The sequence below is a fragment of the Shewanella sp. S23-S33 genome, from assembly GCF_043359565.1.
Taxonomy (GTDB): domain Bacteria; phylum Pseudomonadota; class Gammaproteobacteria; order Enterobacterales; family Shewanellaceae; genus Shewanella; species Shewanella oncorhynchi.
The window spans coordinates 1-21,074 of the sequence record NZ_JBHFFD010000054.1 but is presented as its reverse complement, the minus strand read 5'-3'; the positions used below and the strand labels follow the sequence as shown (position 1 = coordinate 21,074).

General features: G+C 45.4%; 19 protein-coding genes and 1 pseudogene. 11 read left to right on the top strand and 9 right to left on the bottom strand.

The features are described 5' to 3' along the window. The first annotated feature begins 209 nt into the window (after positions 1–209). On the top strand, positions 210–2,072 hold the full coding sequence (locus ACHA99_RS14860) for a methyl-accepting chemotaxis protein (RefSeq protein ID WP_173496755.1): 1,863 nt from the start codon (positions 210–212) through the stop codon (positions 2,070–2,072). A 185-nt stretch (positions 2,073–2,257) separates the two neighbouring features. Here ACHA99_RS14860 and ACHA99_RS14855 read toward each other — a convergent pair whose 3' ends face one another. The 3 genes from ACHA99_RS14855 to lolB form a co-directional block, all read right to left on the bottom strand. After that, a complete protein-coding gene (locus ACHA99_RS14855; protein WP_006080255.1) occupies positions 2,258–3,205 on the bottom strand; it encodes a ribose-phosphate pyrophosphokinase in 948 nt (315 codons plus the stop codon). A gap of 112 nt (positions 3,206–3,317) precedes the next feature. Continuing rightward, on the bottom strand, positions 3,318–4,172 hold the full coding sequence (ispE, locus tag ACHA99_RS14850; RefSeq protein WP_393943516.1) for a 4-(cytidine 5'-diphospho)-2-C-methyl-D-erythritol kinase: 855 nt from the start codon (positions 4,170–4,172) through the stop codon (positions 3,318–3,320). 1 nt (position 4,173) lies between these two features. Then, positions 4,174–4,818 (bottom strand): lipoprotein insertase outer membrane protein LolB, encoded by a 645-nt coding sequence (gene lolB / locus ACHA99_RS14845; RefSeq protein WP_393943514.1) that lies wholly within the window; start codon positions 4,816–4,818, stop codon positions 4,174–4,176. Positions 4,819–5,071: 253 nt separating this feature from the next. Here lolB and hemA point away from each other — a divergent pair, with 253 nt between their 5' ends. From hemA to prmC, 3 genes are read left to right on the top strand one after another with little or no spacing between them, the layout of a single operon-like run. After that, a complete protein-coding gene (hemA, locus tag ACHA99_RS14840; RefSeq protein ID WP_028761678.1) occupies positions 5,072–6,322 on the top strand; it encodes a glutamyl-tRNA reductase in 1,251 nt (416 codons plus the stop codon). A 14-nt stretch (positions 6,323–6,336) separates the two neighbouring features. Continuing rightward, positions 6,337–7,428, top strand: a complete 1,092-nt coding sequence (gene prfA, locus ACHA99_RS14835; protein ID WP_113939045.1) for a peptide chain release factor 1 — start codon at positions 6,337–6,339, stop codon at positions 7,426–7,428. A 2-nt stretch (positions 7,429–7,430) separates the two neighbouring features. Continuing rightward, a complete protein-coding gene (gene prmC, locus ACHA99_RS14830; protein WP_113939044.1) occupies positions 7,431–8,279 on the top strand; it encodes a peptide chain release factor N(5)-glutamine methyltransferase in 849 nt (282 codons plus the stop codon). 133 nt (positions 8,280–8,412) lie between these two features. Here prmC and ACHA99_RS14825 read toward each other — a convergent pair whose 3' ends face one another. Further along, positions 8,413–8,826, bottom strand: a complete 414-nt coding sequence (locus tag ACHA99_RS14825; RefSeq protein WP_393943511.1) for a GNAT family N-acetyltransferase — start codon at positions 8,824–8,826, stop codon at positions 8,413–8,415. Between the two features lie 119 nt (positions 8,827–8,945). Between ACHA99_RS14825 and ACHA99_RS14820 the strand changes: the two genes are divergently transcribed. The 6 genes from ACHA99_RS14820 (at position 8,946) to ACHA99_RS14795 (ending at position 15,182) form a co-directional block, all read left to right on the top strand. Beyond that, positions 8,946–9,341, top strand: coding sequence for a SirB2 family protein (locus tag ACHA99_RS14820; protein WP_006080263.1), 396 nt, complete (start codon positions 8,946–8,948; stop codon positions 9,339–9,341). Then, positions 9,341–10,129, top strand: coding sequence for a SirB1 family protein (locus ACHA99_RS14815; RefSeq protein WP_113939759.1), 789 nt, complete (start codon positions 9,341–9,343; stop codon positions 10,127–10,129). Before ACHA99_RS14820 ends, ACHA99_RS14815 begins: the two co-directional genes overlap by 1 nt. 156 nt (positions 10,130–10,285) lie before the next feature. After that, the gene (locus ACHA99_RS14810; protein ID WP_105250145.1) at positions 10,286–11,533 is read left to right on the top strand and encodes a DUF819 domain-containing protein; all 1,248 of its coding nucleotides are present in this window, start codon (positions 10,286–10,288) and stop codon (positions 11,531–11,533) included. A 58-nt stretch (positions 11,534–11,591) separates the two neighbouring features. Then, positions 11,592–12,440 (top strand): 3-deoxy-8-phosphooctulonate synthase, encoded by an 849-nt coding sequence (kdsA, locus tag ACHA99_RS14805; protein ID WP_105250144.1) that lies wholly within the window; start codon positions 11,592–11,594, stop codon positions 12,438–12,440. Between the two features lie 188 nt (positions 12,441–12,628). Continuing rightward, positions 12,629–13,501 (top strand): DMT family transporter, encoded by an 873-nt coding sequence (locus tag ACHA99_RS14800; RefSeq protein ID WP_263139577.1) that lies wholly within the window; start codon positions 12,629–12,631, stop codon positions 13,499–13,501. A 160-nt stretch (positions 13,502–13,661) separates the two neighbouring features. Further along, entirely contained in the window at positions 13,662–15,182 is a 1,521-nt protein-coding gene (locus tag ACHA99_RS14795) for an EAL domain-containing protein (RefSeq protein ID WP_263139575.1), read from the top strand. 91 nt (positions 15,183–15,273) lie between these two features. On the opposite strand, the pseudogene ACHA99_RS14790 reads toward ACHA99_RS14795, so the two are convergent. From ACHA99_RS14790 to ACHA99_RS14775, 4 genes and pseudogenes are all read right to left on the bottom strand, one after another. Next, positions 15,274–16,587: pseudogene (locus ACHA99_RS14790) on the bottom strand (ammonium transporter). After that, a complete protein-coding gene (locus ACHA99_RS14785) occupies positions 16,584–16,922 on the bottom strand; it encodes a P-II family nitrogen regulator (RefSeq protein WP_105250140.1) in 339 nt (112 codons plus the stop codon). Before ACHA99_RS14785 ends, ACHA99_RS14790 begins: the two are co-directional and overlap by 4 nt. Before the next feature lie 351 nt (positions 16,923–17,273). Further along, positions 17,274–18,230 carry a ketopantoate reductase family protein gene (locus ACHA99_RS14780; protein WP_393943507.1) on the bottom strand — a complete coding sequence of 319 codons (957 nt, stop codon included), beginning with the start codon at positions 18,228–18,230 and terminating at the stop codon, positions 17,274–17,276. 50 nt (positions 18,231–18,280) lie between these two features. Further along, on the bottom strand, positions 18,281–18,643 hold the full coding sequence (locus ACHA99_RS14775) for a VanZ family protein (RefSeq protein ID WP_105250138.1): 363 nt from the start codon (positions 18,641–18,643) through the stop codon (positions 18,281–18,283). Between the two features lie 156 nt (positions 18,644–18,799). On the opposite strand from ACHA99_RS14775, the gene ACHA99_RS14770 reads away from it, so the two are divergent. Further along, a complete protein-coding gene (locus tag ACHA99_RS14770; RefSeq protein WP_006080274.1) occupies positions 18,800–19,285 on the top strand; it encodes a YajQ family cyclic di-GMP-binding protein in 486 nt (161 codons plus the stop codon). A gap of 121 nt (positions 19,286–19,406) precedes the next feature. Here the strand turns inward: ACHA99_RS14770 and ACHA99_RS14765 are convergent, their stop codons facing one another. Continuing rightward, entirely contained in the window at positions 19,407–20,822 is a 1,416-nt protein-coding gene (locus tag ACHA99_RS14765; protein ID WP_028761846.1) for an AmpG family muropeptide MFS transporter, read from the bottom strand. Positions 20,823–21,074: the final 252 nt, after the last annotated feature.

Below are 21,074 nucleotides of genomic sequence, written 5' to 3'. Positions count from 1 at the left end.
TAATTAAAACGAAATACTTTGTAGTAACGGTAGGGTATCACCCTGAAGAACTAAGTTAAAAATAATGCGGTACTCACAGTATGGGAGCTTAAATCGACAAGCTATCAAAGTATTTGATGTGAACTTTTAATGTATTGCTATGTTTGCGCTGTTAAAGGCTTAATTTCCAGCTATCTTTTTAAGATAGATTATATATTCGGGGACTTTCTATGCTAATCCGCTCAAAGTTGTTACTCAGTGCTGCAGTGTCTATTTCGGCACTAATTGCCATGTTTGGATTACAACTCTATTCAAATTCGGTGAAATCGGAACTTTCTAACGCGGCTCAAAGTGTGCTTGATTTAGAGCGCGACGTCTTAATTTTGCGTAAAAATGAAAAGGACTTTTTCGCTCGCAAGGATTTGAAATATGTCGAGCTGCATAAGCAAAGCCACATGGCAATCGACAGTATTGTCCCTGAGTTAGAGAAAGTCTTTAAAGAATATGGGGTATCGACTGCCTCACTTGAAAGTTTTGACCGTAATTTAAATCAGTATCAAGCCGCTTTTTCTGAAGTGGTGCAGCTACAACAAGAGATTGGCTTAACACCTAAAACAGGTTTGTACGGTACGTTACGAGCTGCGGTGCATAACGTTGAAACGCTACTCAAGGAATTTGATCAGCCCGCACTCGAAGCCGCAATGCTGCAACTTAGGCGTAACGAAAAGGATTTTATGCTGCGTCGTGAGCTAAGTTATGTCGAAACCTTCGATACTAATATTAGTAAGTTTAATGACAAGCTTCATGCCTCGAGTATCGATATTGATACTCAACGAAAAATTGAAGAGCTTATTACTCAATATCAAAAGGATTTCAAAAGCTTAATTAATAAGGAACAGCAGCTTGGTTTGACCGAAAATGACGGTACTATGGCGCGAGTTTTAGCTGCAAACCAGCAAACTGAGAGCAGTACGAGTGACTTGAAAAACTTGGCTCTTAAGGCCATTGATGATGCTGAGAGTAGTAGTGTTAATGTCGGTATTACTGTGTTTATCTTTATTGCGTTACTACTATCAATCATTACCTACTTGATTATCCGCAGTATTATCGCGCCTGTTGAGCGTATCACGCAGATCATTTCTCGCATCGAGGTGAGTAAAGATCTGACATTGAGGTGCGATGCCTCCACCCAAGACGAACTTGGTGAAATTGCACAGCATTTCAATAGCATGGTGAGTAGCTTCCAACAGCTGATTGAGCAAGTGATTGAGTCGGTCGCAACGATTAACACTTCCTGTAAACGTGTTTCAGAAAATGCCATGCTCGCCTCCGAAGGTGTGGGCCAACAACTTAATGAGACCGACATGGTCGCAACAGCAATCACTGAGATGGGCGCAACGATTGAGGAAATCGCTAAAACAACCGAATTAGCGGCATCAAAAGCAGGTCAGACCCACGATAATGCCCAAAGTGGTCAATTAGAGGTTGAGCAAACGATACATAAAATCCAGTCACTTGCTGAGCAGTTGAATAGCTCTGCAGCGGTCGTTAACGAATTGGAACGTGACAGCGAGACTATCGGTAGCGTGTTAGATGTGATCCGCGGCATTGCTGAGCAGACTAACCTTTTAGCCTTGAACGCCGCGATTGAAGCGGCGCGTGCGGGTGAGCAGGGCCGTGGTTTTGCTGTGGTTGCCGATGAAGTGCGTAACTTAGCGATGCGGACGCAATCGTCAACCCAAGAGATTGCTAACATCATTCAAACGCTGCAGACGCGTACCCGATCGATTGTGCAATTGATGGAATCTAGCCAAAAACAAGGCGTTGAAAGCGCTGAACAAGCGGCAAGTGCAGGCGCTTTATTGAAGCTTATCAATAACGACGTGCGTAATATTATGGACATGAGTACTCAAATTGCGGCGGCTATTGAAGAGCAAAGTATGGTGGCGGCCGAAGTGAACAAGAACGTGGTGGTGATCCGCGATATCGCTGAGGAGTCATCCCATGCGGCAGATGCGAATGCGTCGGCATCGGATGAGCTTAAGGCGCAAGCTGAATTCTTATTCCGTGCGGTGAGTAATTTTAAAATCTAATGCGTAGAAGCCAGTTTACATCTGATGATCAGAAGCTGGCTTAAAAAATACACTAACAAAAACGCACTCCGAGGAGTGCGTTTTTATGTCTGAGTAATTAGCTCTGCAAGCTTAGTGATTCGTTAAAACAGCAAGCTGTGCATTGGAACCGCTCAGATTAGTCAGAACGTTCAGTAACAGAACTATTAGTGACGGAACATGGCAGAAATAGACTCTTCGTTGCTTACGCGACGAATAGCCTCAGCCAGTACCGCAGACATAGTTAACTGAGTTACTTTAGCCACTTTCAACATTTCTGGGCTTAAAGGAACGGTGTCAGTCACAATCACTTCATCAATCACTGAGTTAGCGATATTTTCAGCCGCTTTGCCAGAGAACACTGGGTGAGTTGCGTAAGCAAATACGCGGTTCGCACCATGTTCTTTTAAGGCTTCAGCCGCTTTACACAGAGTGCCGCCTGTGTCGATCATATCGTCAACGATAATGCAGTCACGACCTTGAACATCACCAATGATGTGCATAACTTGCGCAACGTTCGCTTGTGGGCGACGTTTATCAATGATCGCTAAATCAGAATCATCCAACAGTTTTGCTACTGCGCGAGCGCGAACAACACCACCGATGTCTGGAGAAACAACGACTGGATTATCTAAGTTCTTCGCTAACATATCCTCTAGTAGCACTGGGCTACCAAATACGTTATCAACAGGAACGTCGAAGAAACCTTGGATTTGCTCAGCGTGCAGGTCACAGGTCAGAACGCGGTCAACACCCACGCTAGACAGGAAATCGGCAACCACTTTTGCAGTAATAGGTACACGGGCGCTACGAACGCGACGGTCTTGACGAGCATAACCAAAGTAAGGAATAACAGCTGTGATACGGCCAGCAGATGCACGGCGCAGCGCGTCAACCATCACGATGAGTTCCATCAGGTTGTCGTTTGTCGGCGCACAAGTGGATTGGATGATGAACACATCGGCCCCACGTACATTTTCGTTAATTTGGACACTGATTTCACCATCGCTGAAACGACCAACCACTGCGTCTCCGAGTTTGCAAAATAGACGATCGGCTATCTTTTTAGCGAGACTGGGGGTGGCGTTCCCAGCAAAGAGCTTGATGTCGGGCACTGTATGAACCTCAGGCGTTTGCTTTATATTTTAGTGGCTAGAGTAACGACGATGTAGGGACGGGAGGAACCCGAGGCGTTATCGTTAAGTGGTTACTCTAGAAGAAAGTAGTTTAAGGGTGACTGAGTCGCGTGATGAGCGGCGAAAGATTCATCCCTTGTGCAACAAATCCTTGCATTTCAGACGGTAATTTCGCCAAGGCTGCGAGAGCTTGTTGCTTTTGTGTGAATTCCCCGAACACGCATGCGCCTGTTCCTGTCATTCTCGACGGCGCATATTCTAGCAGCCAGCCTAATGCCTTGGCAACTTGAGGGTATTTAGAAACGACTAGTTTTTGACAATCATTTGCCCAAGGTTGGTTCATTAAGGTCTCTATGGCCAGTTTCGGGGTATCACGTGGTAAAAGTGGATCTTGGAATACTTCAGCGGTGGAAACATGGGCATCGGGTGCGATGATTAAGTACCAAGGCTCACTCGGATTTACCGCTTGTAAGCGTTCACCTACACCTTCGGCAAAAGCGGCGAAACCATGAATAAAAACAGGAATATCGGCACCCAATTTAAGGCCAATTTTAGCCAGTTCTTCGGTCGATAATTGGGTGTTCCATAACGTGTTCAGTGCCACTAAGGTGGTGGCAGCATTTGACGAGCCGCCACCTAAACCTCCGCCCATGGGCAGACGTTTATCCAACCAGATTTCGGCGCCGCCAGTAAAGCCTGTGGTTTGTTGTAATGATTTTGCGGCTCGCAGAATTAAGTTATCGCTATCAGCGACAACATTAGAGATATTGGAGTGCAAAATCAGTTCTGCGGTTTCAGTGACCTTAAAATCGAGCATGTCACAGTAATCAATAAACTGAAACAAGGTTTGCAGTTCATGATAACCATCTGCGCGGCGACCATTCACGTGTAAGAATAAGTTAAGCTTTGCTGGTGCTGGCCAATGGCGTGAAATTGCTGCGGGCATGCTAAGGTTTCTCTTCGAGTATGATTGCAGGCTTGCCGAGGGCTTGCCATTGATTCAATTGCAATTTGAGTTGTAAGTCACCACGCTCAAGCTTTAATTGATGGGGCACGTTGGCGCCGCTCTGGGATTGCCAACTTAAAAATGTGACCAGCCAAGGCGGTGGGGTTTGAGTGTTCGTGAGCTGTTTAGGTTTGCCTTGGCTATCGCTTTCAAGTACTTGATCATTCTGGCCAACTTGACCAGTGATCCACAAAGGTAAATCGGCCAAGGGGATGGACCAACCGCTGACTCGCTCGAGTAAACGCTGGGCATTATCGTCGCGAAAATCTTTGCCATCGATATGTAAATGGGCAGAGTTCGAGGTTGAATTAAGCGTCAACACAGTTGTACCTAGCATAGTCGTGAGTGTGAGTTCATCGCGATCTTCACTGTGGCGCCAGTAGATATTGGCACTGAGTTTATCGTCGGGAGTTTTTATCGCTAGTTTTCCCTGTAATTCCCAAGCTTTGGCTTGGCGCGCATCATTGACTGTGATTGGGCTTAAGTCAGTCATCGGCGGCAAGGTTTCACACCCCGCCAGTAAGAGTAGGGCGCTTAAGGTAAAACAAGAGAAAATGGTTTTTGTGAGGCGCTTCAAATTATTCATCTATGACTGATATACCAAAGTCCTTATGATACGAGGGCTTGGAAAGAATACCAATGCCAAACGTAAAATTTCCATCGGCGGTCACTTAGATTTGCTCCCTTGGGACAAATTTTGCCTTACCTATTATTGATAGAAAATTTAGGTAAGAAGTTAGACCTTTATTCGGTTTTGTTAAGCGTATTCTGTTTTTAGTTGGGCCAATTCAGTAGAATGCCCTTATTAAGAGAGTCGCCAAGAATCTAGAAAGAGTCAGATGAGCCTTGTAGCAATCGGTATTAACCATAAAACAGCCACGGTAGACCTGCGTGAGAAAGTAGCCTTCTCTCCGGACAAAATTCATGACGCTATGAAGAGTCTGGCCAGTCGTACACGCTCGGGTGAAGCCGTTATTGTCTCGACCTGTAATCGCACTGAGTTGTATTGCAACAATGGCGATGAGGCCGACATTATTGCGTGGCTTGAAGAGTATCACGGCCTAGATCATGAGGATGTAGCACCTTGTCTCTATAACTATCACGGTCAAGATGCCGTCAGGCATTTGATGCGCGTAGCCTCTGGGCTCGATTCTTTGATCCTTGGTGAGCCGCAGATTCTCGGTCAAGTAAAGCAAGCGTTCGTTAAGGCTAAAGAGGCTGGTACGGTTGCACTAACCATAGATAGACTTTTTCAGAATACTTTTTCAGTCGCTAAGAAAGTCCGCACTGACACTGAAATTGGCGCCGCCGCAGTTTCTGTGGCATTTGCCGCGGTAAGCATGGCGAAACATATTTTCTCATCAATATCGACCACTAAAGTACTGTTGATTGGCGCAGGTGAAACCATAGAATTGGTTGCGAAGCATCTTAAAGACAACGGCGTGGCTTCAATGGTCGTAGCAAATCGAACGTTAGAACGTGCCCAAGGCATGTGTGAGGAGTTTGGCGCAACAGCAATTACACTGGCGCAGATACCAGATTATCTCCCAAAAGCCGATATCGTGATATCCTCTACCGCCAGCCCTCTGCCTATCCTAGGTAAAGGCATGGTCGAAAAAGCGCTAAAGCAGCGTCGCCATCAACCTATGTTATTGGTTGATATAGCAGTTCCCCGGGATATTGAGCCGGAAGTCGCCGATTTGGATGACGCGTTTCTGTATACAGTGGACGACCTGCATAGCATTATTGAACAGAATATGGCTTCTCGAAAAGAAGCCGCCGAGCAAGCTGAAGTAATTACTGAAGAACAATCTTTCCTATTTATGGATTGGATCCGTTCTTTAGAGTCGGTCGACAGTATTCGCGAGTATCGCAGCCAGAGCATGGCGGTAAAAGATGAGTTAGTGGAACGCGCCTTGAATAAATTAGCTCAGGGCTCAGACACTGAGCAGGTATTGATTGAACTAGCCAATCGCCTGACTAACAAACTTATCCACGCCCCGACACAGGCCCTCACGGCAGCGAGTCGTCAGGGCGATTTGAATACTCTCGGTCAGTTAAGATCAGCGCTTGGATTAGATAAAAACTAAGGTTAGCGAGTTAAATGAAGGAATCCGTTATCCGCAAGCTGGAAGGCTTGCTCGAGCGCAATGAAGAAGTCATGGCTTTGCTGGGTGATGCTAGCGTCATTTCTGATCAAGACAGGTTTCGTGCGTTATCGAAAGAATATGCCCAGTTAGAAGACGTTGTTGCTGGCTTTAAAGCCTATCAGCAAGCGCAGGCCGATCTCGATTCTGCCAAAGAAATGCTGGAAGAAGACGATGCTGAAATGCGTGAAATGGCGCAGGAAGAGATGAAAGCCGCTAAGGCCAAACTCGAGCAGCTCGAAGACGAATTGCAAATTCTATTATTGCCAAAAGATCCTGACGACGATAAAAATGCCTTCGTTGAGATCCGCGCTGGTGCAGGCGGTGACGAAGCGGCTATTTTTGCCGGTGATTTATTCCGCATGTACAGCCGTTATGCTGAAGCGAATCGCTGGCAGATTGAAATCATGAGCTGTAACGAAGGTGAACATGGTGGCTTTAAAGAAGTGATCATGAAGGTCAGCGGTGAAGGCGTATACGGCAAACTTAAGTTTGAATCCGGCGGCCACCGTGTACAGCGTGTGCCAGAAACCGAATCCCAAGGACGTGTGCATACTTCAGCGGTTACTGTAGTGGTACTTCACGAAGTGCCTGAAGCGGAAGCGATTTCAATCAACCCAGCCGATCTGAAAGTCGATACTTATCGTTCATCAGGTGCGGGTGGTCAGCACGTTAACAAAACTGACTCAGCTATTCGAATCACCCATATTCCAACTGGGATCGTGGTGGAATGCCAAGATCAACGTTCGCAACACAAGAACCGTGCCCAAGCCATGAGTGTACTGGCTGCACGTATTCAAGCTGTTGAAGACGAAAAACGCCGTAGCGCCGAAGAATCGACCCGTCGTAGTCTGGTTGCCAGTGGCGATCGCTCCGAACGTGTACGTACTTACAACTTCCCGCAAGGCCGCGTGAGCGAACACCGCATCAACTTGACCTTATATCGCTTGAACGAAGTGATGGAAGGCGATCTCGATGCTATTTTATTGCCTCTGATGCAAGAGCATCAAGCCGATCAGTTAGCCGCACTGGCTGACGAGCAGGGGTAATTTTGTCAGATCAATCTAGCATAGCCGAAGCCCTGCAATGGGCTTATGTGCAGTTAGCATCAACCTCTGAATCCGCTCATCTGGATGCAGAGGTTTTGTTGTTATATTGCCTCAATAAAAGTCGCAGCTATTTATACACTTGGCCTGAAAAATCCTTGACGGTTGAGCAGTGGAAACGCTTCCAGCAAATGGTGCAGAAACGCCAAAAGGGCGTGCCTGTGGCACATATTGTCGGTGAGCGCGAATTTTGGTCGTTGCCTTTTATCGTGAACGACACCACTTTGATCCCGCGTCCTGATACGGAAATTCTGGTCGAAACTGCATTGAACATGCCGCTTTCCACCTACGCCAAAGTGCTCGATTTAGGCACTGGTACTGGGGCAATTGCGCTGGCGTTGGCGTCTGAGCGTGAGTCATGGCAAATCACCGCGGTCGATAAAGTCGATGATGCCGTGGCTTTGGCTATCGCGAATCGCGAGAACTTAAAGCTGCCACAGGTCGAAATTCTTCAGAGTGACTGGTTCAGTGCCGTAAAGTCGCGGGACTTTGATTTAATCGTTTCAAATCCGCCTTATATTGATGAAGCTGACGAACACTTGCACCAAGGTGACGTGCGTTTCGAGCCCCAAAGCGCGTTAACCGCCGCCGAGGAAGGCTTTGCCGATCTTTATTATATTGCCAACACAGCTCGAGATTACTTAAAGCCTAACGGCTATATCCTGCTCGAACATGGTTTTGAGCAGGCTGTAAAACTCAGAGCTAAGCTTATCGAACTGGGCTACGAGAATGTCGCGACAGTGCGAGACTTTGGCAGTAATGACAGATGCACTATGGGTAAATGGGCGGAATAACGCGCTGCTTTAAGTGAAGATATTTATCCAGTTATACCGATTTATCGAACGCCATTGGTTTTGCCAATGGCGTTTTTGTCTTCTATAGGGCGACCTTAAGTTGGTGTAAGGTGAAGATCCCAAACCTTAAACATCACAACACTTTTACCATAAAGAATTTACTGCCGGTTTCTGGGTAGGCTTGTTGTATCCACTGCACGCGATAGTCGTGGCGCTCATAAAAGGGCTTAGCTTGAAAATCTAAGGTATCGAGTAGAGCAAATTGGCAGCCGCGTTCTTTTGCTTGGCTTTCTGCGGCTAACAATAAGTGCGTGCCGATACTTTGGTGTCTTAAAGAATCATCGACCCACAGATAATCGATTAACAACCAATTGCCGAAGGTTTTACCGCTGATCCCTGCTAACAGTTTACCTTCGGAGTCCTGTAGTTTGAGTCCGAGATTTTTACGGCTAAGCCCCTGCCATTGGACTTGGTTGAACTCGACAATTTTTTGTTTTACAGCGTCGGCGAACTCGGTTGATTCATCATTAATTAAGCTTAAATTCATCGTCACTTCTCGTTTGATTTTTTATGATGTTAGCTCTGACTATCTAGGCTGATAGGCATTGGTATGCCGTCAAGGATTAGGGTAAACTAGCGCCTTTGTCACTGGCCATAAGTATCGTAATGGAAACTTTTTACAGTCTATATCCTGCGGTTAAACATCTGCATTTTACCTTTATCGCGTTGAGCGTGTTACTGCTTACCGTTCGCTTTGTCCTGCATCTGCGCCAATCGGCTCTGATGGAGAAGAAGCTGCTCAAGATAGCGCCCCATGTTATCGACACTTTCCTGCTGCTGTCGGGCTTAACTTTGTGTTTTATGATCCAGCAATTTCCTTTTGTTGATCCTTGGATGACCGAAAAAATCGGTGCTGTAGTTGCTTACATTGTCCTAGGCGCCATTGCCATAAAAGCAAACAGAAACAAATTGTTCAAAGTGTTTGCTTACTTAGGCGCGATAGGTTGGTTGGTTTATGCTGCTAAATTGGCTCATTTTAAACAAGCGGTATTATTGGGTTAATGGGTAACTACACTCTGCAAGATGGCATTTCATTGCCCGAGTCGGCATTGGATGTAGGTGCGCACCTTGGATTTTCTAAACTTGAAGCCGCTAAATGGGCTTGGTTTGAAATGGCGGGAGCCGTATTAAGTCATTACTTGGTTGATCAACAACAGCGTTTTAATGCGCTGTTGCATTGGTTTTACGAGGATTTAGGTTTTTGTGTTCGTGAGAACTACTTCAGTACAGAGGCGGCAGATTTAGGTACTTGCTTAATTAGTCGCCAAGGTAATAGTACAACGCTGGCGACGGTATTGATGTTGCTGGCGAAGCAGTTAGATCTTGAACTCGACCCCATATTGCTACCTGGCAATACGGTGCTGCGTTGTAAGATTGGCGGTGAAGTGAGTTATTTGGATCCTTTAACAGGCAAGGAACTCACCCGTCACCAGTTGCACGTGTTAGTGCGCGGCGAGTTAGGTAATGCTGCTGAGCTTAAGGCAAGTTACTTAAAGCCTGCAACGGTGAAAAAACTGCTGACGCGTATGCTGCATGAGCTTAAGGCGGGTTGCATAGTGTCGCATCAATTTGAGGCAGCGATGGAGTGTTGTAGTCTGCTGTTGCAATGGCATGTTGACGATGTGCATTTGAATCGTGAGCGGGCGTTTATTGCACAGCAGTTGGGTTGTATTAATGTGGCCGCCGCCGATCTGCAGCATTTTGTTGATAATAGTCCTCACGATCCCGTGATCGAGATAGTGAAGATGCAGCTCAAAGAATTAAACGAACACGCCGAGGTTTATCACTAAAGCAGAGCCTTTCGGGGCTCTTCTTATTTATTCAACTTTTATTAACGAATTCAATCCGCAAAAATAATAACACTGGGCAGATGGAAGTTTGACCCAGGGACTTAAAAGTTAAGTCTCTAATAAAAATAATAACTGTATCAACAGGGAGAAATTAGCATGACAAGCACGGCTTTAGTGACGAACGATGCCACGGCGTTAGGAATACTCGCGACAATTTTAGGTTTTGTATTTTATACCAGTAGCAGTAGTCATCCTTTTTGGCAGAAGTTTTATCGTTTTATTCCCGCCCTTTTATTGTGCTATTTCTTGCCATCGTTATTGAATACCTTTGGGGTAATCGATGGTAATACCTCACAACTGTATTTTGTAGCATCCCGTTATTTGCTGCCAGCTTGTTTAGTATTATTGATTTTAAGCGTTGATTTAAAAGCTATTTTAAGTTTAGGGCCGAAAGCTTTGATCATGTTTTTAACCGGCACTGTCGGTATCGTTATCGGCGGCCCTATCGCCTTGTTGCTGGTGTCGGTTATTGAACCTTCTTTAATTGGGGTCGATGGCCCCGATGCGGTATGGCGTGGTATGACGACCTTAGCGGGGAGCTGGATTGGTGGCGGCGCAAACCAAGCTGCAATGAAAGAAATTTATGACGTGGGCGGTAATATTTTCTCTGTGATGGTGACAGTCGATGTGATAGTCGCCAATATTTGGATGGCAGTACTGCTGTTTCTAGCCTCAAAAGCGAAAGAGATCGATGCTAAAACCGGTGCAGATACTTCTGCTATTGAAGCGTTAAAAGATAAAGTTGAAAAGTATCACGCTGAAAATGCACGCATTCCTAATCTGCGCGATCTTATGCTGATTGTCGCTGTAGGCTTTGGTATCACAGGTATTGCTCATATCGCCGCTGATTTTCTGGGGCCATTTTTTGAAGTGAACTATCCTTGGACCGCAGATTACAGTTTAACCTCTAAATTTTTCTGGCTAGTGGTGATAGTCACAACGATTGGTTTGGCGATGTCATTCAGCCCAGTGCGTCATTTAGAGGCGGCGGGGGCATCAAAAGTGGCTTCAGCCTTCCTTTACATCTTAGTTGCGACCATTGGTCTACATATGGATGTGAGTAAGGTGCTCGATACGCCATTGTACTTTTTAATTGGTATTGTGTGGATGATAGTCCACGCAAGCTTTATGTTATTGGTGGCTAAGCTGATTAAAGCCCCGTTATTTTATATGGCTGTAGGCAGCCAAGCGAATGTGGGGGGCGCTGCGTCAGCCCCTGTAGTTGCGGCGGCATTTCACCCCGCTTTAGCACCTGTGGGCGTACTGTTAGCCGTATTAGGTTATGCGTTAGGAACCTATATGGCATGGATTTGTGGTCAAATTTTACAGTTAGTTGCGGTATAACCGCCTTAGCTCCTATTCACCGCTGGGAAAGGTTCCAGCATTTTAGAGAGAAGTTGCGATGAGTAATAAAATCATAAACCTAGGTTCAATCGAGATTGCCAACGATAAACCTTTCGTGTTGTTTGGTGGCATGAACGTGCTTGAGTCTCGCGATCTCGCTATGTCGATTGCTGAAACCTACGCCGAAGTGACTCAAAAGCTGGGGATCCCTTATATATTTAAGGCGTCTTTTGATAAGGCGAATCGTTCTTCGATTAACTCTTACCGCGGTCCAGGTATGGAGGAAGGCTTAAAGATTTTTGAAGAGATTAAAAAGACCTTTAATTTACCTTTGATCACCGACGTGCATGAAGTGCATCAGTGTGCGCCAGTGGCAGAAGTAGTTGATATTATTCAGTTACCTGCATTTCTAGCACGCCAGACAGATTTGGTTGTCGCGATGGCAAAAACTGGCGCTATCATCAATGTGAAAAAGCCACAGTTTTTAGCACCACATGAAATGCGCCATATCATCACTAAGTTTAACGAAGCGGGTAATGACGAGATCATCTTGTGTGAACGTGGTTCAAGCTTTGGATATAACAACTTAGTCGTTGATATGTTGGGTATGGACGAGATGAAGCAATCTGGCTATCCGGTGATTTTCGATGCGACCCATGCACTGCAACGCCCTGGTGGTCGTGCCGATTCAGCGGGTGGACGTCGCGCACAGGCAACCGAATTAGCGCGCAGTGGTATGGCGCTGGGTTTAGCGGGTCTATTCATTGAGGCGCACCCCGATCCTGATAACGCTAAGTGTGATGGCCCATGTGCGCTGCCTTTGCATCAGTTAGAAAATTATCTGAAGCAAATGAAAGCGATCGACGATTTGGTTAAATCCTTCGAGCCAATCGATACCAGTAAGTAATCGCAAGCTAAGACTTAATGAATTAGTGACTTAATCCCAAAGCCTCGACTCGTTCGGGGCTTTTGTTTTTCAGTCGAGGAATGTGATTGGTATAGCCCCGTAGCTATCTGAAACATTAATGTTTTATGATGGGCTTTGCCTAACAATCTTGTTTTTATAGCCGACCAGATTCTTTACGGAATACCTTTATGTGGATCTTACTCACTTTGCTGGCGGCATTTATGCAGGCTTGGCGTAATGCGTTTCAAAGCCAGCTGAGTAAAGAAGTGAGTGTTGCGGGCGTGACCTTAGCGCGTTTTATTTGGGCTGGGCCGATTGCCGCAGTGTATCTGGCGAGCTTATATCTTTGGCAGGATGTCGGAATCCCCGATTTTAGCGACCGTTTTATCGGTTTTATTCTCGGAGCATCGGCGATGCAAATCCTCGCGACGGGCTTGATGGTGAAATTGTTCAAGCAACAGAACTTTGCCGTTGGTGCTGGGCTAGCCAAGAGTGAAGCCGTGGTCGCTGCGATCTTAGGCACAGTGTTTTTTGGGACGCATTTATCCCTTTTAGGTTGGTCGGGAGTGTTGTTGGGTGGTGTGGCAATTTTTCTCATGAGTGCCAAGCAAGGCCTGCGAAGCTTGTCGCTCAATACGGTATTGATTGGTTTGGCTTGCGGTACTTCGTTTGCGCTGACATCGCTTTGGGTACGAGAAGCGAGTTTATGTTTGAATGTGGGTTTCCCCCATAGCGCAGCTTGGGTGTTGCTATTTGTGATAGGCCTACAAACTTTGCTGTTAGTCAGTTATTTGTTGCTTAAGGATAAATTTACGCTGATAGCATTATGGCAACGACCTAAGTTGACTTTACTGACAAGCATCGCCAGTTGTTTAGGTTCTATCGGTTGGTTTAGTGCTATGTCGTTGCAGGCTGTGCCCTATGTTAAAACTTTAGGTCAAGTTGAAGTTTTCTTTATGATCTTGATTGCCACCTTTTGGCTGAAGGAAAAAGTAAAGATAAAAGATATGCTAGGGTTAGTCTTAATCGCTATCGCCGCCATTTTGGTGATGTGGGAATAGACTAAATTAATAGAAGGTATGCTGGTTTTTTAGACTAAAATAGAACTCGATTCAGTGTGTTTATATCAAGCAAACATTCGCTGAGATACAAATATACACACGTCTTGCTCCATAGATTTTGATACCATTTTTAACCGAGCGCTGTGCGAGTTAAGGATATATGCGAAAAAAGTTAGCAAAATTAAATCTGTCATTATGGCAATGGCTGGCAGTCATATTGTTTCCAATTGGAATTGCTGCTGCCGCAAGTTATCTCTCTGCACAGTATTTTGTTGAAGATAAAGTCAAAGGTGTGGGGGCTATTTATGTGAGTCATATTGATACTTTGGTGTCCCATGCTAATGAAATCAGCCATTATGCATTGGCATTGAAGGATTCTGAGTGTCAAGAGTTATACAACTATATGTTGTTCCAACCTTACTTTCGCTCGGCTTTAATATATGATTCACAACATGTTTATTGCTCATCTAAAACTGGTGATATTGATACTCCCCTGAGCATTGTTAGTGCTACCGAAAATCTTGAAATATCTAACCAGTTTATTATTACGGGCACGCCTTTTATGCCTGAGGTGCCCGCGATAGTGTCATCTAAATGGGACCCTAAATCTAAACACGGCGCTGCTGTCATTATAGAAGGACAATATTTATTAGATTCCTTTGTACAGCCCGATGTGTTTCCTAGCGCAGTTATCAATGTCGCTTTATCCATCAATGGTAAAACGATTCCTGAATCACTCGAGTTTATCAAAAATGAGGTAATGACTTTAGATTCTGAGGATCATCGTTTTTCGGTGTTACTAGAAATGTCACCTGCTTTTTTTAGGCATTTTTTTTGGATATTTTTTGCCATCTCATTACCCTTTAGCATTATTTTGATTACGGGTTCTATCTTGTTTGTGCTCTATTCACGGTTATCTCGTCACTCCCTTGCTGATGATATTCGTAGCGGGATAGAGAACGAAGAGTTCTTTTTGGTTTATCAACCTGTGATCTGTGCTGAGGACGGCAAGGCCAAAGGAGTCGAGGCATTAGTGCGTTGGCAGCACCCACAAATGGGCTTAGTACGGCCTGATTTGTTTATTCCTATCGCCGAAGAGAGCAAGCTGATTGTTCCATTGACCAATTATATCTTCGAAAAGGCATTAAAAGATTTTGCTAATATGAAGGTTGAATCGGGCTTTAGAGTCGCGTTCAACGTGGCGCCAGAGCATTTTACCCAAAATGATATCGAGTCGAAATTTATTCATCTGCGGGATTCTTTGGATCGTATTGGCGTTAAGCCTTTAATCGAAATCACCGAACGGCAATTATTAACGCCGGATATTTGCCAGCGCATTGAAAGCTTACGCCAGTTGGGGATTTTAGTGGCTATCGATGACTTTGGTACTGGGCAAACAACCTTATCTTTGTTACAAACCATGCCATTGGATTACTTGAAAATCGATAAATGCTTCATCGATACCATAGGGCAGGACTCCGTGACTTCCCACGTGCTCGATACCATTATTGAGCTCTCCCATAAGATGAATTATGTGGTGGTGGCTGAAGGGGTTGAAACGCAGGAGCAGGCAGATTATTTGACCAGTCGCCAAGTCCATTTTTTACAAGGTTATCTCTTTGCTAAGCCCATGAAGCTGGTGGATTTAAAGTTATGGTTGGTCGAGCATTTTAAAAAGTAGCATCATGATGTAAGTCAGCCATCAGGGCGCCTTGGTGCCCTTATGGCTATTGAACTGTCTTAAAACTAAAGGTTCTGGCTCGAGGTTCTGATTAAAGGCTATAACCCGTTTCTTCGTGTTCCGATAAATCTAAGCCGTTAACTTCTTGTTCTGTGCTGACGCGAAGGCCGCCAAGTAGCTTACGGATGATCACAAACAGCAACCAAGTGACCACCGCAGTATAAGTGAATGTCGCCGCAACCCCGATAATCTGTACCCCAAGTTGGTCTATCATAGTGTCGTTCACTGCCGCAAAACCGTAGCCGCTAAAGACGCCTAATTGGGTCGAGCTAAATACTCCTGCCAAAAGGGTACCGAGAATACCGCCGACACCGTGCACGGGGAAAACGTCTAAGGAGTCATCGATTTTAAGTTTCTGTTTGATATAAACCGTTGAGTAAAAACACACGATTCCACCGAGTAAACCTATGACTAAGGCGCCTGCTGGGCCAACATAACCTGAGGCGGGAGTGATAGTGCCTAAGCCTGCTACCATGCCGGTGACTATGCCAAGGGCGCTGGGTTTGCCAAACTTAATCCACTCAATTGCCGCCCATGTCATCGCGCCCATAGAAGCGGCGAGATGAGTGGCTAGAATCGCCATGGCTGCGGTGCCGTTAGCGCCTAGCGCACTGCCGCCGTTAAAACCGAACCAACCCACCCACAGCATGCCCGCACCTGTGACAGTCATCGTCAGGTTATGCGGCATAATCGCCGAGTTTAAAAATCCTTTGCGTGGACCTAGCACTTTAGCGGCCACGAGCGCAGCAACCCCTGCGGTGATATGCACCACGGTTCCGCCCGCGAAATCATACAGTCCTAGCTGTGCTAACCAGCCACCGCCCCACACCCAGTGGGTGATCGGCGCATAAACCATTAATAACCAAGCACCTGAAAAGATAAGCACAGCTGAAAACTTCATTCGCTCGGCAAAACCACCGATGATTAAAGCTGGCGTTATGATGGCAAAGGTCATTTGAAATAGCATAAACAGCGGCTCGGGAATATCCCCGCTAAGACTATCGCGACCAATACCTGACAGTAGTGCTTTGTCTAAGCCACCGATGAAACTGTTACCTGTGTCGAATGCGAGTGAATAACCTAGCCCGAACTATAAAACTGACACTAGGGCGGCAATAGAGAAGCATTGCATCAATATTGAAAGCACGTTTTTACTGCGAACTAAACCGCCGTAAAACAAGGCTAATCCTGGCAGGGTCATCAACAACACTAATGCGGATGAGCTTAAGATCCACGCCGTATTTGCAGCGCTAAATTGACCATCATCGGCGACGGCGTTCGTCGTCAATATACTGAATAATATCAATAGGTATTTAATACTGAGTCTGAAGCTCACTAGCATCATAGGGCATCAACTCCTTCTTCCGAAGTGCGAATGCGCACCACTTGTTCTAACGAAGTCACAAAGATTTTGCCATCACCCACTTTGCCCGTATGGGCTGCAGCAATAATGGCATCAATAACGGCATCTTCTTGATCGGAATGAATGGCAACTTCGAGCTTTATCTTAGGTAAAAAGTCCACTGCATATTCAGCACCACGATACAGTTCCGTATGGCCCTTTTGGCGGCCAAAACCGCGTACTTCAGTGACTGTCATGCCATGGACGCTGAGCTGAGTTAAGGCTTCGCGTACATCGTCTAATTTGAATGGTTTAATAATTGCGGTGACCAGTTTCAATTTTCTCTCCAACAAGCTGCAGACTTAATTTATTGGAATAAAGCAGGAATTAGGCCATATAGATAAAGCATTTATTATCATTGCGTTAACATTGAAATGCACCGAAATAGCTTAAAATTTTGATGCAAAACGGTGCAAAGCAAAGTTAATCTGCCCTGATTTGGTGCGCATTTTTGGTGCAAGGTAAATTTGCTTGACTAGCATGAGTGCAGCAAACGCCGAGTGAGTATGGCGCTAGGGTAATTTGCGTTTTAATGCGGTAAATAAAAAGTGGGGATTTAGCAAAAAAATTAAAAATTATATAAATTAAACATGATGTTATATTTATTTTTGTTATGTGAGTTTTCTTGCTTAAGCTTCTAGCTGTTTGACGCGCACCCAGAGGTCAGCATTAACTGGTGCACTTAAACCGTGCGCTTGTGCACGCTCACAGATATAACCATTAATTTGGTCTATCTCAGTTCGTCTTTGGTGTGCAATATCTTGGTGCATCGATGAGAAATTCCCCGCAGTGAGGCGGATCACCTGATAGACTCTGTTGTGTAACAATTGTTTATCGAGAGGCACGCCCTCGAGTGTGGCAACCGTGACTAACTCGTCGAGAATGCCTTTAATCATGTCACTAAAATCTGGCTCGGCGAGTGTGCCATTAGGACATTGATATAGTGCTGTAAGCGGATTAATTGCGGCATTAACGGCGAGTTTCTGCCATAGACAAGGCACAATGGCATCCACCCATTCACTGTTGGGGATAGCCGTCAGTAAAGCATTGCGATAATGCTCAGTGAGCTCTGTACCTGCAAAATGCCCAAATTGAGTTAGCCCTTGTCCCGTTTGCCTAATTTGCCAACTGGCTTGACGTAACACCCCTTGGGAAGTTGTCCCTAGGCTTAACCCTCTGCCATCAGCTTGCGCATCAATTAGCGGCGCTAGGGCTAAATGAGGTCCCATGCCATTGTGTAATAACAAAATATGGCATTGTCTGGGCAGTTGGTTAAGTAAGGGTAAAAGTGCATCGAGCACTTGATAGGCTTTGACGCAGACAATCACGAGGCGGATATTATCGAGCGCATTGGCCGTCAAGATAGGCACAGAATACTGGAGTGCGTGTGTTTTCTGTTGATTATCATTGGCCAGCGCTAATGGAGTGACGCTAAGTGTCTGCTGTATAGATGCAATTGAATCGCGGCCGATAAGACCAACACTCATGCCCGCTGTAGTCAGTTGGTGGCAAATAAGCTGCCCAACGGCACCAGCACCTAAAATCGCAATATCCACCACGCGATTTATGTTCACAGCATGAGTCATATGTGTAGCCTTAAGGTATCGGTCATCAGTACCAGCTTGAAGCGCCTGAGTTAATCTTCTCGTAATTGCGCTGCGCGGAAGTATTTGCCATAGGCCCAATTGCAAAAGTAAAACAGTGCAATACCCGAAAAGTCGGCAATAACATCACCCACAGAAGCGCTACGGTAGGGCAAACGTGATTGCACCAACTCAATTAAAATGGCGTAGCTTGCCAGTGTGAGAGATAACCAATACCACTTAGGTTTGAAAGCAAGATAGGTGAGATAGGAGAGGCAAAAAAAGCTCCCAAGATGGCCTACCTTGTCGATATTCGGAATACTTTGCGAATAGGTTGGTCTGGAAAATACCAGATAACTGATCACGACAAAGGCTACGGCTAAAGCCAGCTTAAATAGGGTATTTTTAGTTATCACAAATATGTTTGTATTAGCTTAGAGTGGGGCAATGATAGGAAAATGTGTGGCTAAAGTCACCCATGATTACGCTTTTATTCTAGGCTTTACCTTCAACTTAGGCCTGTGTGTGGGTAAACTAGCTGCATATTAATTTGATATGGGACATAAAAAACTATGCCTTCAATGGATATTGTGTCAGAAGTGAATGAAGTTGAACTGCGTAATGCGGTTGATAATACTAAGCGTGAGCTGGCGACACGTTTCGATTTTCGCGGTAAAACGGCTGACGTCGAATATAAGGACCATGTGGTCACGTTAACCGCTGAAGATGACTTCCAATGCCAACAATTAGTGGACATTTTACGTATGCAACTGAGCAAACGTAATGTGGATCCGTCTTCGATGGAAGTCGATGAGAAAGCCATCCACAGCGGTAAAACCTTCTCCCTAAAAGTGAAGTTTAAAGAAGGTATAGAAACCTTAATTGCTAAAAAACTGGTCAAGCTAATTAAAGACAGCAAACTTAAAGTGCAAGCGTCTATTCAGGGCGAGAAAGTACGAGTTACAGGTAAAAAACGTGACGATTTACAAGCTGTCATGGCGTTGGCACGTGAGTCTGAGTTAGGCCAGCCTTTCCAATTTGATAACTTTAAAGATTAATCGAGCAGAATTGGTTTAACGTGATGCAGTATCGCGTTTGCCATTTCGTCTTTAAATGTAAAAGCCCTCACACTAAGGTGTGAGGGCTTTTTTATATTGATGACATAAGTGCTATGAGACCTTAATCTGATTTTGTTGGTGCACTTTTTGACGAATCATCCATTAATGATGTGCTTGGATGCGGCGCATACTTGTTGACTAAGACAACCAAAAACAACACAGGAAAGCCAATAACACTGGCGGCGACAAAGAAGTTCACATAACCAAATGCGTCGACATAAGCGCCCGAGAAGCCCGCGATAAATTTAGGGAAAAGCAACATAATCGAAGACAGTAAGGCATATTGCGTTGCACTGTAGCCGTTGCTAGTGAGACTCGAGAGATAGGCAATAAATGCCGCCGTGGCTATCCCAGCGCTGAAGTTATCCACGGAAATAGCAAAGGTTAAAAAGGGCACGTTGTAGCCAATCACTGCCTGCCACGCGAATAGCAGATTGGTTACAGCAACCAGTAAAGCGCCAAGGAAAAGGATCTTCATAGTTCCGAAGCGAGCTAACAGAACGCCGCCGAAGGCTGCGCCGACTAAGGTCATGATCAGGCCATAGATTTTACTCAAATAGGCAATTTCTTCCTTAGTGAATCCCATGTCCACATAAAAGACGTTCGCCATAATCCCCATCACAATATCCGAGATCCGGTAGCAAGAAATCAGTAATAAGATGAGGATAGCGCTGCGGCCATAGCGTTTGAAAAAGTCGATAAAGGGTAAAATACTGGCCGTATATACCCAAGATATGCCCGCTGCGATAATTCTAGGATAACGTGCACTTAAGCGTTGTTTTAGCGCTAATTCAGTGGCATCGGCGGCGCGGGTATCGACTTCGGGTTCGCGGCTAAAAAGCGTGGTCAAAATCCCAACAGACATCAATCCTGCCATAATCAGGTAAGAAGTTTGCCATGCCACTAAGTTGTATGCCGTGTTACCGGGTTCAACCCAAGCCGCTATGGTGAGAGCACCTGCGGTGGCGATAATCATAGCGCTCCGATAACCCACTTGATAGGCCGCTGCTAGTGCGGCTTGCATCTTTTCTGGGGCTGATTCAATCCGAAAGGCATCAATAACAATATCTTGGGTGGCTGAGGCAAAGGCGACCATTAACGCGAACAGTGCCAAGCGCTCGAGATCTTTGAGAGGGTCACTAAAAGACATGCCTAAGATGGCACCAACCAATAACAACTGAGCGAACAGCATCCAGCTACGGCGGCGGCCTAGAAATCGAGTTAGCAGCGGCAATGAAAGCCGATCGACTAAGGGTGACCAAGCCCATTTAAACGCATAGGCTAAGGCTATCCAGCTGAAATAACCGATTGAAGTGCGATCAACACCAGCTTCACGCAACCAAAAGGATAACGTTGAAAATACCAGCATTAATGGTAGACCAGCAGAAAAACCCAGTAATAACAGGATCAAAACCCGCTTGTGATAATAGACACTGAGGGCATCGAGTGTACGTTGAATAAAACCTTTTGCGGACATAGGCATGAGTCTAAGTGTTTAATCCGCTTAGCTTACGGGTAAGGTGCCATAGGGTTCAAGGGCTAATGGTATTCCTTTTACTTTGGAGTCCCGTTTAGCACTATAAGATGGTTGAATATGGCTCGAGAGTTAACTGCTTGTAGCTAAAAGTTTACCGCTTATCTTTATCGCTAGCATAGATCTTGATAGTAAGGAGAGCGTAATAATGTACACACGAGGAATTGGTTTACGAAATAAAAAAGGCCCTATTAC

What these genes read in the sequence shown, in the direction of transcription:
- ACHA99_RS14860 (WP_173496755.1), top strand. Translation starts at nt 210, where the DNA reads ATGCTAATCCGCTCAAAGTTGTTACTCAGTGCTGCAGTGTCTATTTCG.
- ispE (WP_393943516.1), bottom strand. Translation starts at nt 4,172, where the DNA reads ATGCCCGCAGCAATTTCACGCCATTGGCCAGCACCAGCAAAGCTTAAC.
- lolB (WP_393943514.1), bottom strand. Translation starts at nt 4,818, where the DNA reads ATGAATAATTTGAAGCGCCTCACAAAAACCATTTTCTCTTGTTTTACC.
- hemA (WP_028761678.1), top strand. Translation starts at nt 5,072, where the DNA reads ATGAGCCTTGTAGCAATCGGTATTAACCATAAAACAGCCACGGTAGAC.
- prfA (WP_113939045.1), top strand. Translation starts at nt 6,337, where the DNA reads ATGAAGGAATCCGTTATCCGCAAGCTGGAAGGCTTGCTCGAGCGCAAT.
- ACHA99_RS14825 (WP_393943511.1), bottom strand. Translation starts at nt 8,826, where the DNA reads ATGAATTTAAGCTTAATTAATGATGAATCAACCGAGTTCGCCGACGCT.
- ACHA99_RS14820 (WP_006080263.1), top strand. Translation starts at nt 8,946, where the DNA reads ATGGAAACTTTTTACAGTCTATATCCTGCGGTTAAACATCTGCATTTT.
- ACHA99_RS14815 (WP_113939759.1), top strand. Translation starts at nt 9,341, where the DNA reads ATGGGTAACTACACTCTGCAAGATGGCATTTCATTGCCCGAGTCGGCA.
- ACHA99_RS14810 (WP_105250145.1), top strand. Translation starts at nt 10,286, where the DNA reads ATGACAAGCACGGCTTTAGTGACGAACGATGCCACGGCGTTAGGAATA.
- kdsA (WP_105250144.1), top strand. Translation starts at nt 11,592, where the DNA reads ATGAGTAATAAAATCATAAACCTAGGTTCAATCGAGATTGCCAACGAT.
- ACHA99_RS14800 (WP_263139577.1), top strand. Translation starts at nt 12,629, where the DNA reads ATGTGGATCTTACTCACTTTGCTGGCGGCATTTATGCAGGCTTGGCGT.
- ACHA99_RS14795 (WP_263139575.1), top strand. Translation starts at nt 13,662, where the DNA reads ATGCGAAAAAAGTTAGCAAAATTAAATCTGTCATTATGGCAATGGCTG.
- ACHA99_RS14780 (WP_393943507.1), bottom strand. Translation starts at nt 18,230, where the DNA reads ATGACTCATGCTGTGAACATAAATCGCGTGGTGGATATTGCGATTTTA.
- ACHA99_RS14770 (WP_006080274.1), top strand. Translation starts at nt 18,800, where the DNA reads ATGCCTTCAATGGATATTGTGTCAGAAGTGAATGAAGTTGAACTGCGT.
- ACHA99_RS14765 (WP_028761846.1), bottom strand. Translation starts at nt 20,822, where the DNA reads ATGTCCGCAAAAGGTTTTATTCAACGTACACTCGATGCCCTCAGTGTC.